The sequence below is a fragment of the Ahrensia marina genome (genome assembly GCF_042140245.1).
Classification (GTDB): Bacteria; Pseudomonadota; Alphaproteobacteria; order Rhizobiales; family MH13; genus MH13.
Map to the genome: position 1 here is coordinate 546036 of NZ_CP159483.1, position 15899 is coordinate 561934.

Sequence of the window (15899 nt, forward strand, 5' to 3'; positions counted from 1 at the left end):
AATAGAGTGATGGCATGAGCGAAAACCACACCACCCCGCACCCATCTTGCATTCACCCTGGCATCCTCCTGTTGGAGGAATTTCTGAAACCTCTCGGCATCAGCCAGAACCGCTTGGCACGCGACATCGACGTGCCGGTGAGCCGCATCGCGGCGATCGTGGCGGGGCAACGGGCGATCACGGCGGACACGGCGATGCGTCTGTCAGCCTATTTCGACACCAAGCCAGAGCTTTGGATGAAGCTGCAAGCGGCCTACGAGATTGCGGTTCTGCGCGACAGCGATTGGCCGCGCATTGAGGCGCGTATCCGCCCTTACGAGCCGGTGGATGAGCCGCAGCCACGGGAGCAAAGCTCGGACGCGCCGATGCCGCATGTTGATGATTTCCGCGTGACGGCAGCCAGCTAAGCGCGCTCTAACCGGCGGCGGCTGCCTTTTCGCGCAACCGCGCTGCTTTTTTGAACTTTGTCATCACGCGCGAACGCTTGAGCGTCGACAGATAATCGATGAAGAGCTTGCCATCCAAGTGATCCACCTCGTGCTGAATGCAGGTGGAAAGCAGCCCATCAACTTCAATCTCGTGCGTCTGGCCCTCAATATCCATGTAGCGCACACGTGCGTGGGCCGGGCGCGCCACCTCGTCATAATAGTCGGGGATCGACAGGCAGCCCTCTTCATAGGGCACGTCTTCGCCGGACAGTTCCAGAATTTCCGGATTGATCAGGGTAAGCGGCTCGGCTTCCTCTTCGCGCGCTGAGCAATCGGTTGTCACCACCCGCAGAGGCACGCCAATCTGGATCGCGGCCAAGCCAATGCCTGGCGCGTCGTACATCGTCTCATACATATCCTCCACCAGCGCACGCACCTCATCGGTGATTGCGGTGACGGGTTTCGACACCTCGCGCAGGCGCTTGTCGGGGATAACCAAAATCTCGCGAATAGCCATGCACGGCACTTAAGGGTGGCGAAACATCCGGTCAAGGCGAAGGGCGTGAGTGCCTGCCTTCCATGGCTTTTGTTCGCGCTTTGATCTAACATCGTAACGGACCCGATTCGAGTTTGGATTCTCCTTTTGGACCTGCACTTCTCCACCGTGCTTTTCACGCTTCAGGGCACGCCTGTGACCCTCGCCATGCTGCTTTGGGCGGTGGCGGCACTTATCGTTCTGCTGGTGCTTTGGGTGTGGTCGTCCACGGCGCGTATGAAGCGTCAAACCGCTGAGATCGAAGCGAAAGCCGAGGCGGAAAAGGCTGCGCTTACCGAAAAACTCACCTCCATGGCGGGCGCACAAGCTGAGCTGACAGGCCGCGTGCAAAGCATGACGGAGATGTTGGGCAATCGCCAGGCGGAGCTCGCTCGCGTGATGTCCGAGCGGATGGATGGCTTGGGTCACCGGCTTGGCCAATCGATGAGCCAGCAGACCAACCAGACCCACGAGACGCTGCGCAGCTTGCACGAGCGACTGGCAGCCATCGACACGGCGCAGAAGAACATCACTGAACTTTCCCAAGGCGTGGTGGAGCTGCAATCTATCCTGGCCGACAAGCAAACGCGTGGTGCTTTCGGTCAGGGGCGGATGGAAGCCATCGTGCAGGATGCCCTGCCGCGCGGCGCCTACTCGTTTCAGCACACGCTCACCAATGGTAAGCGGCCCGACTGCGTGATCTATCTGCCCAATGGCGCGCCAAGCTTGGTGATTGATGCCAAGTTTCCGATGGAGGGCTGGAATGCCTTTCGCGATGCGCCCGAAGAGCGGATCGCGAACCAAGCCGCTCAGCGCTTCCGCCAGGATGTCGGCAAGCACGTGCAGGACATCGCCGCAAAATACTTCTTGCCCGGAGAGACGCACGAGACAGCGTTCATGTTCGTACCGTCTGAATCGATCTTTGCCGATCTCCACGAGCGTTTTGAGGATGTCGTGCAAAAGGCTGCCCGTCAGCGGGTCGTGATCGTCTCACCCTCGCTGCTCACCCTTTCCATTCAGGTTGTGCAGGCCGTGCTGCGCGATGCCCGCCTACGCGAACAGGCGCATCTGATTCAGGATGAAGTGGGCCGCCTGGTGGATGACATTGTGCGGCTGGATGATCGTGTTGCCAAGCTCGCCACACACTTTGGTCAAGCCCAGAGGGACATCGAGCAGATCCAAACCTCAACTGGCAAAATCACCAAGCGTGGTGACCGCATCGGCAACCTCGACGTCGGGCAGCCACCGGATGCGGGGGAAGTTGGAGAGGTGGACGCGCCAGAGCCGAGACTACCATTGGCAGGGGAGTAGGATAATCAAGAGGTTTTCGGAGTTAATGACCTCATGAACTCTAAGAATTTCGTCCAAGCTGTCGTGCAATGAGAGCGGCAGCTGACAAGTCTAAGGCTCCATCATCATCTTTGATTATCCCATCTTGGGTCGGTCTAAACAGAGAAGCCAGAACTATCGCTTCATTTTCGCCGTCGAACTCGTTTCCTTCCCTCATGGCCAGAAAGGTCTCGGCGAAAGCCCTCTTTTCGCTGGCATCCAATGCCAAGTGGCGTTCGCTCAGATAGACACGATACTGCAAACGAATTGCCCACAGAATGAGCGACATCACAACCAAAAGACCAGAAACGGTCAGCGGTCCCTTGGCGGAGAATTCCCGCGAGCAGTTGCTTGGTTCGGGTCCTCGGCAGATCTCAACGAAAAAACTGTCGGCAATGTAGTCGCCCCCCAAAACGGAACGATTGTCCCAGCGCCAATTGCGATCAAGGTGCCGATCGCAAACAGTACTAGTGCACTTTTTGATTGTTTCTTGTGCTCCGCTGCTCGCTTGTTCCACAGCGCTACGGGAGCCTTGAACTGAAGCTGCTGAAAAAATAATTCCTTGAGGCGCTCAAATTCCGCATCGCGCTCACTGTTCTGTACTTGCGCGTTGTGATCCAGAACCGAGATCTGCTTTTCAGCGTTTTGGATGGCAGCAGAAACGTCATCTTCTGCCTCCTCCAACCAATGGGAATAACGCCGCTTTCGTCGTTTCTCGCGGTCAACAAAGACAGACTCAATACGCTTTGATCGAGTAACCAAAGACTCGCGAAATTCGGTCAACCGATCCGAATGACTGGCATTTATTTGCTGCGCTTTCTCAACCTCATCCAACAAGGCAGATGCATGAGAAGCTGCAGTCCTTGCCGCACCTGCAAGTTTCTGAGAGCTTGTCTTTTGAAATGGGAGAGCTGCGCTGGCATAAGCTGCGGTCGCCAAGCTGTGACCGCGCCCGATGGCCTGCTCCAGTGTCTTGTTCCCTCGCGCATTGATGCGAATGTCGTGGTTCACAAACCATAGGTACGCCGAGATGGCATCGTCGAGGCGACTGTTGGCAAAGAGGCCGAGAACAAGCTGACCTTCAATCGAGTCGTCTGACGGCGGAATGGCAACACGTCCCCCAAACATCTTCATTGAGCGGTTGAATTTTTCAGAATTCTCAGATTGCTCCTTCAGAACTTCAAAGACGTTGGCCATCGTTTGGCCGCTGGTGCTGCCGCTTTGAAGCCCAACGTTTTGGAGAATTCCATGGTTGGGCAGGGAAGCCAAAAACGGTTGCCAAATTTTTTCTTGCCGCGACAAATGCGCCGTTAACGCGCTTCGGCTCGAAAACTCAATGTTGTTCGAAGCCGAGTAGGTAATTGTGAAGCGCTTTTTATCTGACACTAGCTATCAACAATCCCCGTGAATACTGAGTTTTTGATAGCATTATTGATCAGTAGTAAAAAGTAAACGGAAACCCTACCCCTCCACTTGCGTCCTAGCCTTCATGGCAGCCGCAAGGGTGCCCTCATCCAGATAGTCCAGCTCGCCGCCCATCGGCGCGCCGTGCGCGAGGCTGGTGACCACGACGCCGCTGTTCACCAGCCGGTCGGTGAGGTGGCAGGACGTTGACTGGTAACCCAGTCCTTCAACGAATGAACGCAAAGCGATAGCTCAGGTGCTTTTTGATGCCTGCCTGTTCACCCCAGCATAGGTTACGTGCCGAAGCACCCATTCGAATGGTCCGGTTTTGAACCAGATACGCCAAACCGACAGCGTAGCGATCAACGCTATGGTGACCAACACGGCGATTGCGGTGGCTGCTACGCGATCAACCTCATCCCATAGCCCCAACCCATAGCCGGAAAAGATGGTTGTCAGGATGATCGACTGGCCAAGATAGATGCTGAGGCTTGATCCTCCGGCGGCCAACACTCGCCCGAGGATCGGGCCAGGTGGGCGAGCAAGCGCTGCGATCACGCCCAGATAGCCGAACGTTGCAATGGGCGCCGCTATGATGACGAGCGCAGCACCAAGTGTTCCAGCGCCGTTAAAACCACCCCAACTGCCAAAACCACCTGGCCCCCATTGCCACAAAGCTGCCCCCAACAGGCCAAGCAAAACGCCAGGTAACAGACACACCCGTCGTGCCCGCTGCCAAAGCGGGTGGGCGGCGTTATCGATCATGCCCGATTTCACCGCGGCCAGCCCAAGGCAGAACCAGCCAAGTGCGGAGATGCCCTGCGCGATCAAGAAAACCGGAAGGAAAAGGGCAAAGCCAATGCTTCTAAACGTCAACGCATCAAGGAAGCTGCCTCCTGTGTTGATCAAGCGTTCGAGCTCAATCACATCAGCCGGTGTTGAGGACGGGGCGAGAAACAACGGCGTGCCAACAACCGTCTGTAAGACCAGAAGTCCAACCCCGACCTGAACAAGGTGGCGTACTGTCCAGTCCCTCAAGACGTAGAGGATCGAGCCCGTCACGGCGTAGATGACCAGGATATCGCCGGGATAGAACAAGCACCCATGGGCAAGGCCGAGGAGTAGCAAGCCGATCATACGATTGCGATAAAGCGGCCCAAACGGCAAATCACGTCGTGCCGCAGATCGCATCAAAAACCCGAGACCCACCCCAAACATGAAGGAGAACAAGCCGTAGGTTTTTAGCAGCGCCAGGCCGTTGACCAGCCAAAGGGCAACGCTGTCAGCGGTGGTCTCGCCAAGGGGTTCAGCAAAGTCTCCCAGCGCGGGAAAAGCGATGTATTGGACGTTGACGATCACGATGCCGAACAAGGCGATGAGCCGGAGATAATCCGGCATCAGCGCGCGATCATGTGTGCTCATTGGCTCACCCTACAGGTCGATTGATCGGGCGACGGCCCTGTGTGTTCCCTTGGCAAAGCGACGGCTATACTTCTGTCCGGGCTTTCATGGCAGCCGCAAGGGTGCCCTCATCCAGATAGTCCAGCTCACCGCCGACGGGCACGCCATGGGCAAGGCGTGTGACGGACACGCCGCAGTTCACCAGCCGGTCAGTGAGATAGTAGGCCGTTGATTGGCCCTCCACCGTGGCGTTGATGGCCAAGATCACCTCGCGCACGTCAGCAGCCGTGGCGCGTTCCACCAGGGATTCAATGGAAAGATCATCCGGCCCGACACCATCAAGCGGGGACAGCACGCCGCCGAGCACATGGTAGCGACCCCGGCTTGCTTTGGCGCGCTCCAGCGCCCAGAGATCGGCGACATCCTCGACCACCACCAGCACGCTATCCTCGCGGCGCGGGTCAGTGCACACCGTGCAGGGGCTGACGGTATCGATGTTGCCGCAGCGTTCGCACTCCATCACATTGTCACGCGCGATGGCCATCGCCTCGGCCAAGGGTCCGAGCAATTGGTCTTTGCGTTTGACGAGATGCAGGGCGGCGCGGCGGGCCGAACGTGGCCCAAGGCCCGGCAGTTTGGCGAGCAGCTGAATAAGCCGCTCAATCTCAGGGCCAACAGTATGATCGCTCATCGATTATCGAACGCTTTTCTCACAACGCGCTGTCGCGAGCGCACAAGTCTGCAACCCCGGATCGCGTCCGGGGCAGGCCTTTTGTTGACATTGCTTCTTACATCCCTGGCAGTTTCATGCCGGGTGGCAGACCCATGCCCTGCATCATGCTTTGGGTTTTTTCAGCCATCATCTGATCGGCCTTCATCTTGGCATCGCTGTGTGCGGCGATGAGCAAATCTTCCAAAATCTCAACATCGTCAGGTACCAGCAAGGATGGGTCGATCTTGAGGCCAGAGAGCTCGCCCTTGCCTGACAACGTGACCGTGACCATGCCGCCGCCTGCAGACCCGTCAATGGTCTCGTCGGCCATCTCAGCCTGCATGGTTTGCATTTTTTCCTGCATGTCCTTGGCTTGTTTCATCATTTTCATGATGTCCATGGCGGCTCGTCCTCATCGTCAATGTCGTTCAATGTGTCGTCGATATCGGGTGCGTCACCGGTGTCTTCAACCGGCACATCACCTGTCTCGTCTTGTTTGATGCTGCGTACGCCGGTGATGGTTGCGCCAGGAAACGCCTCCATGATGGCCTGCACCGTTGGGTGTTGGCTGGCATCGGCCTTACGCGCCACTTCGCGCTCAGCGGCCAGCTCGTTCAACGTTTGTGCGTCGGCCTGGCTGTTCACCGAGATCATCCAGCGCGTGCCGGTCCAGCCCTTCAGCGCTTCGGCGAGGTCCCCCACAAAAGCCTGTGGCGCGCCTGCGGCGAGCCCAATCTCCAGCTGGTTTTCGCCAAATGAGACCGGACGGATATAGGCGCGGATCAGCGGTGGCAGCGCGCGGTTGCCGTTCTTTTCGGCGAGCGCGATCAAAGCATCCAAATCGCGCAGCACGACAGGCTGCGGCTTGGCCTCGGCCTTTGGAGCCTGAACGGCAACAGGTGCCGGTGACTCGCTTTGCGGTGCCAGAGCCAGGGATGCGCGTGCGCCACCGCCATTCGACGGTGAAGGAGCGGACGGCTGCGGGATGCTGGTGCCGGAGGGCGCGCCGTCACCCAGCGCTTTGATCGCTTCGTCGGGCGTTGGCAGATCGGCGACATAGCAGAGCCGTACCAGGATCATTTCCGCAGCGATCAGCGGTTTGGGCGCGCGTGAGAGTTCGTCGAGACCCTTCAAAAGCATCTGCCAGGCGCGCGAGAGCACCTTCACAGAGAGATTCTTGGCCATCTCGGCCAGTCGTGCCTGATTGTCGCCGGTCAGTGCGTCAGACGGGTGATCCGGCATGACTTTGGCGCGTGTTGCCGCGTGCACAATCTCCGCTAGGTCAGCGATCAATCCCGCTGGGTCCGTACCACGTCCATAAGCCTCGGCAAGCTGGCTGAGCGCGGCCTGGCTGTCGCCCTTCATGACCGCTTCAAACAACGTGAGCGTCGCTGCTTGATCGGCCAGGTTCAGAAGATCGTGCAAGGATTCAGCGGTGATTGGCGTATCCGCGCTGGCGCCGGTGTGGGCAATCGCTTGGTCGAGAAGCGACAGACCATCACGGACCGAGCCTTCGGATGCCCGTGCAATCAGACGGATGGCATCCTCTTCAGCTGATGCGCCTTCGGCTTCAGTGATTTTGGCCAGGTGCGCCATCATCATCGGCACTTCCACGCGGCGCAGATCGAACCGCTGGCAGCGGGAAAGAATGGTCACCGGCACTTTGCCGATCTCAGTGGTGGCGAAGATGAACTTCACATGATCAGGCGGCTCTTCCAGCGTCTTTAGCAACGCGTTGAACGCTGCAGTGGAAAGCATGTGCACCTCATCAAGCAGGTACACTTTGAAACGCGCTGACACCGGTGAATAACGCGCCGCATCGGTGATCTCGCGAATGTCGCCGACACCGTTATGGCTGGCGGCATCCATCTCGATCACGTCGACATGGCGGCCTTCCATAATCGCTTCACAGTGAATGCCCATGGCAGAGAGATCAACCGTCGGCGCGCCATCGCCAGCCTCGGTCTCATAGTTGAGGCCCCGGGCCAGAATGCGCGCTGTGGTGGTTTTGCCCACGCCGCGAACGCCCGTCAGAATATAGGCCTGGGCGATACGACCGATCTCAAACGCGTTGCGCAGCGTCTGCACCATCGGCTCTTGGCCGATCAGATCATCAAAATTGGCGGGACGATATTTGCGGGCGAGAACGCGGTATCCGCTCTCATGCGTCTCAGCGGTGGTGGTGCTGTCGGCCATGCGCGCCCGGTGGTCCTGATCCTGCGAGGAAAAAGGGTGGAAGGCTGGAACGGCGACCCGAACCGGAAAACTCGTTGGGGCTGCTTCCTTCCGGACCTGACCCGATTGGCGAGCGGCTCGTCCGCCGCCAACCTTCCACTCCCTATATCGTATGCGGGGTTGGCTTTGTCCAGTTCCCGTGCTGGACCTTACCCAAGAAGGTGCTAGAGAGCGTTCATGACGGACTTCAACCTAGACGCGCGGCTTGCCGCCGACAGCCTTCCCCTCTGCCAGACCGATATGAGCCTATTACGCGTTTCACGCGATGCACGCTTTGCCTGGCTTATCCTCATTCCAAAACGCGATGATCTGGCCGATCTGGTGGACCTGTCGCCGGACGATGAAACCCGCGTGATGGCCGACATACGCGCGGCCTCTTTGGCCCTGCGCGAAGTCACCCAATGCCACAAGCTGAATGTCGCCTCTCTGGGCAACATGGTGCGGCAGCTGCACGTGCACATCATCGCCCGCTTTGAAGACGATGCCGCCTGGCCAGGCCCAATATGGGGTGTCGGCGAAGCTGAACCACTTGATACTCTGCCTGACTGGGCGCAGAGCGTCCGGGCAAGTCTTGGGTGGTCAGCATGAGCAGTGTGGCCGCCCTTTTTGCCAGCCTGCCACGCGCGGAACTCGCCGCCAAGACCGGCTTTTCCGGCGGGCGCACCGATCGTCATGGCGACCGGCGTGATGATGATGCTTTCCTGGATGCCCAGGAGGCCAAAGCGCGCTTCCTTTTGTTTGATGGCGCGGCACTGGTGGAGGGCGATCACGGTCCGAACCGCATGTACCACGCCAAGCTTTCGGCCGATGTCGACGCTGAAACACGCGTCTATTGCGGTGAGGATGCCGACGGGCCGGTCTACGCCTACACGCTGAAAGCATCCGAAAGCACCGAAGATGTTGGCGGTCTTGCCACCACGCCGCCCGCGCAACAACCGTTGCGGCCTTTCGCCGAAAGCTTCGACATTCTGGACCATCATCTTGGGCTGCTCGCAGAAGCCGCTTCACTGACGGGCTGGCATTTGCGGCATAAGTTCTGCGCCAAATGCGGCGGCATCACGCGCAATGAACAGGCTGGCTGGCGGCGACGCTGCGATGACTGCGGTACGATGCATTTTCCGCGCACCGATCCGGTGGTGATCATGAATGTGGTGGACCCGGCAACCGGCGATGTGTTGATGGGCCGTCAGGAAAAGTTTGCAGCGGGCATGTTCTCCTGCCTTGCCGGGTTTGTGGAACCGGGCGAGACTCTGGAAGATGCGGTGCGGCGCGAGGTGCTGGAAGAAGCAGGCATTCCGCTGGGCCGCATCACCTACAAAGCCTCGCAGCCTTGGCCATTCCCCTCAACGCTGATGATGGGTTTTGAGGGTGAAGCACTGGCGCGCGACATCACGTTGGATGAGGCCGAGCTTGTCGAAGCGCGCTGGTTTTCCAAAGACGAACTGCATGCCTATGCGCCCAACCCGCGTGACGCAGGGCTGATTTCCATACCCCCAAAACTCGCCATCGCCCGCGCGTTGTTGGATGACTATTTGGGGGTGTGAGGCGCCTGTCACCAATGAGGCCGCTCAAGGCGCCTCGATCTCATAGAACAGGCGGGGCGCCTGTGGGTCGTCGGACTTCACTCCCAAAGCTATCGTTCCAGCACCGCTGAGAACGACGGTTCGGCGCAGCACAACCAGTTGTTCGCCAGACTGGCTTACCACCAGGCTTCCTGACGAGCTGTGGTCTTCGAACTCCACCAGGCCGTTTGCCAGCCGGATCGTCGCATGCTGTCGAGAGACAGTTTGAACAAGCACCTGAAGGGCGTTCTCGGGCAGACGCCCGACACTCAGTGGCTCGCCTTCGCTGATCTCCCAACGCCGCCCTTCATAGTCGATCACGGCTTTGGGTGCGGCATTCTCCTTGTGATCGGGATCCAGAATCTGGGTTCGATCCCCATCGCCTTCAATTTGCAACGAGTAGACGCGCGATGCTTCACGTCGTCCCTTCAAACGAAAAGGCGAGATGCTGACATAGTGTCGTTTGCTCACCAGAGCCAGATTCTTGAAAGAGGCCTCGCCAACAAGCACCTCACGTGAATTGGACAGCGCGCACAACCTAGCTGCGGCGTTTACGCAGTCCCCGAAAATGTCGCTGTCGAGGCAAACAAACGTGCCCGACTCCAAGCCCGCATGCACTTTAAGGTCGCCCTCTCCGGTGGCCTGGATCATCTCGTATGCGGCCAGATGAGCGTCGTTGGGTAAGGAAAACCAACACAATATGTCGTCACCGGCGGACTTCACGAAGGTACCGCCGTGACGTGCAACGATGGCCTTCAGGTGCTCCAGAAAAGCGCCGATGATGGCGGCCGCCTGTTGATTGCCCACCTTTTGGTAGAGCGGCGTGCTTCCAGATACATCGGCGAAAAGAACGGCACCTGTCTTGCTCTCAGAGCTGGTTGAATCTGCGTGATCCAAGGCTGCGGAATCCTCGAACGTCCTGATATCTGACCTGAAAAGGCTTTGCAGGTTTGATCAATAATGGAAAGAGTCGACCTATGTGCGCGGGTAGAAAGCGGTTGGCCAATACAGCAGTTTGCTCTCCCATCAATATATGCTGTGCCATATGAGGATTTGTGAACTGCTGTACGATCCACTCGCCAAGCGCACGAGACACTCTCGCTGCTCATAAGCCTTAGACACTAAAGCTCACAAGCTTTCTCAAAAGTTCCACCTGGCTGCTGACCTCAACCTTTTCGAAGACCCTTTTGAGGTGCGTTTTCACCGTGTTGATCGATATGCCGAGTTCTTCAGCAATGCCTGCCACGTCAAAGCCAGCTGCGATCATCCTAATGGTTTCAGCTTGCGCATCTGATAGCGCATGGATGATGCGTGCGATATCAATCTGCTGGTCGAGGTTTGGATGGTTGCCAAAGAGGACGTAGACGCGCCCGTCGGCAACCTTCACCCAACAAACCAGCGAGGCGCCCTCATCATTTTCTCCCAGGACGACGGGCAGTGTAACAGAGCCACCGCCAGCAGAGGCAGCGCGGTTGTATTTTGCAAAGGCTGTTAGTTCGTGTGCTCTCGCAACCTGTCGTCTGAGTTCACGATCCCAGTCCAGGTTTGCAGCACGCAGCGTGCCCTGACTTAACCTCAGCGCTCGAAAGCTCTCTAGAGCCATTGAAGCCGCCTGGTTCATCCAAACAACACTGCAGTTAGCGGTAACTTCCAGTGTCGGAGAGGCCGTATCTCGCAGGGGTTGCGACCATACGCCGTGGAAAACGATCTGCCAACGCCCGTCACGTCGCTCCAACAAACGAAAATTGTTGGAAAGACTAGCAAGGGCGCGTGGATTTTGTGTTTCGACGATGACTTGATCAAAGGTGGCCCAGGCTAAATCGCCGCGAACCCATATCCTGATGTTTTCCCGTGTAACATTCGCCTTGATTTCCTCAGGCTCAATTTCCATTGCCTCGAAAATGTTGTCCCGGAAAGTGGCAAATCCATTGGCAATCTGGAGCGTTCCACACTCCATTATACTATGAAATTCTTCGTTGGTGACCCAATTTTCTAGCCAGCGATCTTTGTCGCGAGCCATGTAGCTATCAAGATCCGCTTCTATGACATCGAGTATCTCGCGCTGATCAGCTGAAAATTGAGAGTTCTGTTCCATTGTATATTGACGCCATTTACAGGGGTCTGGGCAACCGGATGGTATGTTGACGGGCTGCCGCTCCGTTCGAAAACCATCTGACCCAAGTGTTCTTTATCGTCGCACGCAACCTCACGACATACACGTTCACCCGCGACCTCTTGGTTTTGGACGCGCCTCCAAAAAAATGAAAATAGGCGTCCTGGTCCTCCACCGTAACTCCGGCAAAATGGCCGACTTTGTTGCTGTTGCGGCGCAGCCTATCCCAATCCGACATTCCAGCCATCTCCATGACGAACTTCTTTCTGGAGAAGGCTTAACCCCAGTCAGGAACAAGGGCAGTCACCCGCAGGGATGACAAACTTTGCAATCTGCTACGATCAATTTGATTTTTATTGCTTACTGAGGCAACGGCTCTGTGGGTCCAATTGTTTGAACTCTCGAATCTCCACTTCCGCTCTTTGTAGACGTCGAGGCAGCAGTCTAATCAAACAAGCTTTCCTGCTTGGGTGTCGGACGGGCATCGACGACGCGCTTAGGTTTGGCCGATTTGGGCTTGGAAACCTTAGGCGGCGAACCGCCTGTCGCCTCACCAACAATCGCATCGCGGGTGCCATCGGCCAGTTCGATCTGCACCGCGCCCGCCGCATCCAGCGCTGCGACCTGGCGGAGGGGAGTGCCCGCTTCATCGCGGATAACCGCAAAGCCACGGTCCAGCACGCGGCGGTAGTTGAACGCATCAAGCAGCTTCGCGCGTTGGGCGACCTTGTCCCACTTCACGGTTAGCTGCTGGCGCATGGCGCGCAACATGGCTGCGTCTAAGCGGGCCAGCGTCTTTTGCCCCTCACCCACCAGCCGTTCCACAGCGCGTGGAGATACGCGGCTGCCAAGATTGGCCAGCCGATCTTTTTGCCGTTGGCGACGCTGATCCAGGGCGCGGGTGAGCTTGTCGCCCTGGACACGAACACCCTGACGCCGCTCGGCAATGCCTTGCGTGATAATGCGCGGAGTAAGCCTCCCTGCCACGCGGTCCAGCCTGCCACGCTGGGTTAATGTCCCGCGTGTCAGCGCTTGGGCCAAGCGTAGGCTCGCCTGATCCAGCCTCTGGCGCGGCGTTGTTAGAAGCGCGTCCGGCTGGGGTAGAGCTCGAGCCAGCGCGCGCAGATCGCGGCGACGGGTTTCGACGCCTCTTAGTGCTGAGGCCGTCAGGCGGCGGGCAAGATCATCAACGGTGAGCACCAGGTCGGCCTTCACCGGCACCACCATTTCCGCAGCGCCAGTTGGTGTGGGCGCGCGCACATCGGCGGCATAGTCGATCAGCGTCCAATCGGTCTCATGGCCAACCGCTGAGACCAGCGGGATCATGCTTTCAGCCGCAGCGCGGGCAACCACTTCCTCATTGAACGACCAAAGATCTTCCAAGCTGCCGCCACCACGCGCAACGATCAGCACGTCCGGCTGGGGGATCGGCCCGCCCGGCTCAAGTGCGTTGAAGCCATGGATGGCGTTCGCCACTTCCTTAGCGCTGGTCTCGCCCTGCACCCGTACCGGCCAGACCAGAACATGGGCGGGCGTGCGATCTGACAGGCGGTGCAAGATATCGCGGATCACGGCGCCGGAGGGTGACGTCACCACGCCAATGACCTTTGGCAAAAAAGGCAAAAGCTGTTTGCGCTCTTCAGCGAAAAGGCCCTCGGCGGCGAGCTTTTTGCGGCGCTCATCCAGCAGTTTCATCAGCGCACCGACGCCTGCTGGCTCGATCCGGTCGATTACCAGCTGGTAGCGCGACTGCCCCGGAAAGGTGGTCATGCGTCCGGTGGCAATCACCTCCAAACCTTCTTCAGGCTTGAAGGTCAGCTTGCTGGCCGTGCCCTTCCACATGACAGAGGAAAGCACAGCGCGATCATCTTTCAGATCGGTGTAGATATGCCCTGATGCAGGTCGGCTGACCCGTCCCAACTCTCCGCGCACCCGCACATAGCCAAACGCATCTTCAACGGTGCGCTTGACGGCGGAGGAAATCTCGCTGACGGAGTATTCGGGCGTGTTGGATGGGGTCTCGCTCATGCGAGCACCCTGCCGCGCCCATCGATTCGGAGCAAGGGTTTCGGAGCATGCGTTGATGCCCCCCAGAGTGGATTTCAAAAGCCAGAGGCTCTTTGTGGAGCACGACCTGCAAGAAGGCGCAGAGCACGCTTTGTCAGAGGCACATGCGCACTATCTGCTGACCGTTCTGCGCATGGAGACCTGCGCTACGCTGTTGGTGTTCAATGGAAAAGACGGCGAATGGCGGGTGGAAGTGACTCGGCAAAGCAAGCGGGCGGGATCGCTGCGCGTGCTCAGCCAAACGCGACCGCAAACCCCGCTCAATGATCTGACATTGCTCTTCGCTCCCATCAAAAAAGAGCGCATGGATTGGATGGTGCAGAAGGCGGTCGAGATGGGTGCCGGAACCATCCGCCCGGTGATCACCGAGCACACCCAGAACCAGAAAATACGGACCGACAAACTCAACGCCAACATCATTGAGGCGGCGGAGCAATGTGGAGTTTTGGCGGTGCCAACCCTGCAGACGGTCTGCTCATTGGAGGCGTTAGTCCGCTCTTGGGAAGCGGACCGTCCGCTTTTTTGGTGTGACGAAATCGCTTTCGTATCGTCTCCGTCCGGACTGTTGGCGGACTATCGCGACCAGCCCAAGGCGGTTTTGATTGGTCCAGAAGGTGGCTTCAGCCAGCAAGAACGCGAACTGCTTTTGGCGCAACCCTTTGCCCATGCCATCTCACTTGGTCCTCGGATTCTGCGCGCCGACACTGCAGCGGTGGCCGCGCTGACAGTCATTCAGCTGGTGGCGGGCGACTGGCGCACCTGAGGAAACGTCTCATCCATCCGGCGCGGCAAGATCAGGCCGAGCGTGATGCCGCGCGCGCCTAGAAACAACAGCAAGCTCAACCAAAGACCGGTGTTCCCCATGGCGGGCGTCAACGTGTAGGCGGCAACCAAAAACAGCGCCAGCGAAGCCAGCATCATATTCCGCATATCCCGTGACCAGGTGGCGCCGATATAGATGCCATCCATCAGGAAAGCGCCCATGCCGATAATGGGCGTGAGCGATGCGAACACCAGGAACTGACGCCCAACCTCGCGGATCTCTTCCGCAGGCGTCATGAAGTCTAGCAAAGCTCCACCCGCCAGGAAAAAGACGCCGGTGGCAAAGCCTGAAAAGATGATCGACCAAAAAGCGCAAAGTTTCACCGCCCGCACAAACGGTTTGCGCCGCCGTGCACCGACCGCGCGTCCGACAAGCTGCTCAGCAGCTGTTGCCATGCCGTCCAAAAAATACCCCGCCAAAAGGAAGTATTTTTCCAAAATCGCGTTGGCTGCCAGCACAACCTCGCCCTGTTGGGCTGACAGCCGGGTGAAGGTGGCAAACGCAAACAGCAGCGCAAAAGAGCGGATCATGATGTCGCGATTGACGCCCATCATGCGGACAAGCTCAGCGCGATCGAGCACCTCGGCCCGGGTCGGCCAACCCCCATTTTCAAGCGCAGATTTTCTAAGGCGCAGCCAAACCAGAACCAGCCCAAGCAGCAAAGCCACCAGCTCGCCCAAAACGCTGGCGAACGCGACACCCGCCACCCCCCAGTCGAAGACCAGCACGAACAGAATGTTGAGCGCGATGTTGGTGAGGTTGAGCACCGTTTGCAGTGCAAGACCCGTCATCGCTTCGCCACGACCCAAAAAGTAGCCGAGCACGGCATAGTTGGAGAGCGTGAGTGGCGCTGCCAGAATGCGCACGGAGAAATAGACGATCACCGCCTCTTGCACGCGCTCGGTGCCACCAATGAACCACAGGCTTGCTTGAAGGAGCGGCGTTTGGAGCAGGATGGCCAGCAAGCCGATGCCCAATGCCAAGATCAACGCGCGGGCGAGAATGGCCGCTTCCTCGCGGCTACGCCTGGCACCAAATGCCTGAGCAACCAGGCCCGTGGTGCCCGAGCGCAGAAAGTTCATGGTGGCGAACAGGATATCGAAGATGATGCCGCCAATGGCGATGGCGCCGATGAGCGCGGCGTCACTCAGCTGACCGATGGTCCACGTGTCGGCCAGACCCACCAGGGGCGTGGAGATGAACGCCAGTGTCATCGGCGCAGCGATGGCGAACACCGAGCGGTGGGTGACCGAGAAATCCTCGGTCTGTGTCGCGGACCGTTCTGTCATT

At 58.4% G+C, this 15899-nt stretch carries 16 protein-coding genes, 1 other RNA gene and 1 pseudogene; 5 read left to right on the forward strand and 13 right to left on the reverse strand.

The features are described from left to right. Window positions 1-14 precede the first annotated feature (14 nt). Window positions 15-407 carry a HigA family addiction module antitoxin gene (locus ABWH92_RS02675; protein ID WP_375571908.1) on the forward strand — a complete coding sequence of 131 codons (393 nt, stop codon included), beginning with the start codon at window positions 15-17 and terminating at the stop codon, window positions 405-407. A 7-nt stretch (window positions 408-414) separates the two neighbouring features. Here the strand turns inward: ABWH92_RS02675 and def are convergent, their stop codons facing one another. Continuing rightward, window positions 415-945, reverse strand: a complete 531-nt coding sequence (gene def, locus ABWH92_RS02680) for a peptide deformylase (RefSeq protein WP_375571910.1) — start codon at window positions 943-945, stop codon at window positions 415-417. Between the two features lie 186 nt (window positions 946-1131). On the opposite strand from def, the gene ABWH92_RS02685 reads away from it, so the two are divergent. Then, window positions 1132-2274, forward strand: coding sequence for a DNA recombination protein RmuC (locus tag ABWH92_RS02685; protein WP_375574167.1), 1143 nt, complete (start codon window positions 1132-1134; stop codon window positions 2272-2274). A 40-nt stretch (window positions 2275-2314) separates the two neighbouring features. Here ABWH92_RS02685 and ABWH92_RS02690 read toward each other — a convergent pair whose 3' ends face one another. The 8 genes and pseudogenes from ABWH92_RS02690 to ffs all read right to left on the reverse strand — a co-directional run bounded on the left by ABWH92_RS02690 (window position 2315) and on the right by ffs (window position 8141). Then, window positions 2315-2581, reverse strand: a complete 267-nt coding sequence (locus ABWH92_RS02690; protein ID WP_375571912.1) for a DUF6161 domain-containing protein — start codon at window positions 2579-2581, stop codon at window positions 2315-2317. Between the two features lie 23 nt (window positions 2582-2604). After that, the gene (locus tag ABWH92_RS02695; RefSeq protein ID WP_375571914.1) at window positions 2605-3678 is read right to left on the reverse strand and encodes a hypothetical protein; all 1074 of its coding nucleotides are present in this window, start codon (window positions 3676-3678) and stop codon (window positions 2605-2607) included. Between the two features lie 75 nt (window positions 3679-3753). After that, window positions 3754-3945: pseudogene (locus ABWH92_RS02700) on the reverse strand (recombination protein RecR); the annotation flags it as partial. 3 nt (window positions 3946-3948) lie between these two features. Next, window positions 3949-5118, reverse strand: a complete 1170-nt coding sequence (locus ABWH92_RS02705) for a DUF418 domain-containing protein (RefSeq protein WP_375571916.1) — start codon at window positions 5116-5118, stop codon at window positions 3949-3951. 64 nt (window positions 5119-5182) lie between these two features. Then, on the reverse strand, window positions 5183-5788 hold the full coding sequence (gene recR, locus ABWH92_RS02710; protein WP_375571918.1) for a recombination mediator RecR: 606 nt from the start codon (window positions 5786-5788) through the stop codon (window positions 5183-5185). A gap of 97 nt (window positions 5789-5885) precedes the next feature. Beyond that, entirely contained in the window at window positions 5886-6209 is a 324-nt protein-coding gene (locus ABWH92_RS02715) for a YbaB/EbfC family nucleoid-associated protein (protein ID WP_375571920.1), read from the reverse strand. Next, a complete protein-coding gene (locus ABWH92_RS02720; protein ID WP_375571922.1) occupies window positions 6197-8005 on the reverse strand; it encodes a DNA polymerase III subunit gamma/tau in 1809 nt (602 codons plus the stop codon). Before ABWH92_RS02720 ends, ABWH92_RS02715 begins: the two co-directional genes overlap by 13 nt. A 38-nt stretch (window positions 8006-8043) precedes the next feature. Next, an RNA gene (ffs, locus tag ABWH92_RS02725) (signal recognition particle sRNA small type) lies at window positions 8044-8141 on the reverse strand. Between the two features lie 80 nt (window positions 8142-8221). On the opposite strand from ffs, the gene ABWH92_RS02730 reads away from it, so the two are divergent. Together ABWH92_RS02730 and nudC are read left to right on the forward strand one after the other, a co-directional pair. Beyond that, complete coding sequence (locus tag ABWH92_RS02730; protein WP_375571924.1) at window positions 8222-8632, forward strand: HIT family protein; 411 nt, start codon at window positions 8222-8224, stop codon at window positions 8630-8632. After that, window positions 8629-9588 (forward strand): NAD(+) diphosphatase, encoded by a 960-nt coding sequence (gene nudC, locus ABWH92_RS02735; protein ID WP_375571925.1) that lies wholly within the window; start codon window positions 8629-8631, stop codon window positions 9586-9588. Before ABWH92_RS02730 ends, nudC begins: the two co-directional genes overlap by 4 nt. 24 nt (window positions 9589-9612) lie before the next feature. Here the strand turns inward: nudC and ABWH92_RS02740 are convergent, their stop codons facing one another. The 3 genes from ABWH92_RS02740 to xseA form a co-directional block, all read right to left on the reverse strand. Next, the gene (locus tag ABWH92_RS02740; protein WP_375571927.1) at window positions 9613-10503 is read right to left on the reverse strand and encodes an adenylate/guanylate cyclase domain-containing protein; all 891 of its coding nucleotides are present in this window, start codon (window positions 10501-10503) and stop codon (window positions 9613-9615) included. A 217-nt stretch (window positions 10504-10720) separates the two neighbouring features. Next, complete coding sequence (locus ABWH92_RS02745; RefSeq protein WP_375571929.1) at window positions 10721-11701, reverse strand: LuxR C-terminal-related transcriptional regulator; 981 nt, start codon at window positions 11699-11701, stop codon at window positions 10721-10723. Window positions 11702-12163: 462 nt separating this feature from the next. After that, window positions 12164-13747, reverse strand: a complete 1584-nt coding sequence (xseA, locus tag ABWH92_RS02750; RefSeq protein ID WP_375571931.1) for an exodeoxyribonuclease VII large subunit — start codon at window positions 13745-13747, stop codon at window positions 12164-12166. Between the two features lie 55 nt (window positions 13748-13802). Here xseA and ABWH92_RS02755 point away from each other — a divergent pair, with 55 nt between their 5' ends. Beyond that, a complete protein-coding gene (locus ABWH92_RS02755) occupies window positions 13803-14549 on the forward strand; it encodes a 16S rRNA (uracil(1498)-N(3))-methyltransferase (protein WP_375574168.1) in 747 nt (248 codons plus the stop codon). Here ABWH92_RS02755 and ABWH92_RS02760 read toward each other — a convergent pair. Continuing rightward, a complete protein-coding gene (locus tag ABWH92_RS02760; protein ID WP_375571933.1) occupies window positions 14519-15898 on the reverse strand; it encodes an MATE family efflux transporter in 1380 nt (459 codons plus the stop codon). The two genes, ABWH92_RS02755 and ABWH92_RS02760, sit on opposite strands and share 31 nt — an antisense overlap. Between the last annotated feature and the right edge of the window lies 1 nt (window position 15899).

Bases quoted from the DNA above. Each gene is read 5' to 3' on its own strand.
- nudC (WP_375571925.1), top strand. From the start codon at position 8,629: ATGAGCAGTGTGGCCGCCCTTTTTGCCAGCCTGCCACGCGCGGAACTC.
- ABWH92_RS02755 (WP_375574168.1), top strand. From the start codon at position 13,803: ATGCCCCCCAGAGTGGATTTCAAAAGCCAGAGGCTCTTTGTGGAGCAC.
- ABWH92_RS02690 (WP_375571912.1), bottom strand. From the start codon at position 2,581: ATGTCGCTCATTCTGTGGGCAATTCGTTTGCAGTATCGTGTCTATCTG.
- ABWH92_RS02760 (WP_375571933.1), bottom strand. From the start codon at position 15,898: ATGACAGAACGGTCCGCGACACAGACCGAGGATTTCTCGGTCACCCAC.
- ABWH92_RS02715 (WP_375571920.1), bottom strand. From the start codon at position 6,209: ATGGACATCATGAAAATGATGAAACAAGCCAAGGACATGCAGGAAAAA.
- ABWH92_RS02730 (WP_375571924.1), top strand. From the start codon at position 8,222: ATGACGGACTTCAACCTAGACGCGCGGCTTGCCGCCGACAGCCTTCCC.
- ABWH92_RS02675 (WP_375571908.1), top strand. From the start codon at position 15: ATGAGCGAAAACCACACCACCCCGCACCCATCTTGCATTCACCCTGGC.
- recR (WP_375571918.1), bottom strand. From the start codon at position 5,788: ATGAGCGATCATACTGTTGGCCCTGAGATTGAGCGGCTTATTCAGCTG.
- ABWH92_RS02685 (WP_375574167.1), top strand. From the start codon at position 1,132: ATGCTGCTTTGGGCGGTGGCGGCACTTATCGTTCTGCTGGTGCTTTGG.
- ABWH92_RS02745 (WP_375571929.1), bottom strand. From the start codon at position 11,701: ATGGAACAGAACTCTCAATTTTCAGCTGATCAGCGCGAGATACTCGAT.
- xseA (WP_375571931.1), bottom strand. From the start codon at position 13,747: ATGAGCGAGACCCCATCCAACACGCCCGAATACTCCGTCAGCGAGATT.
- ABWH92_RS02705 (WP_375571916.1), bottom strand. From the start codon at position 5,118: ATGAGCACACATGATCGCGCGCTGATGCCGGATTATCTCCGGCTCATC.
- ABWH92_RS02720 (WP_375571922.1), bottom strand. From the start codon at position 8,005: ATGGCCGACAGCACCACCACCGCTGAGACGCATGAGAGCGGATACCGC.
- def (WP_375571910.1), bottom strand. From the start codon at position 945: ATGGCTATTCGCGAGATTTTGGTTATCCCCGACAAGCGCCTGCGCGAG.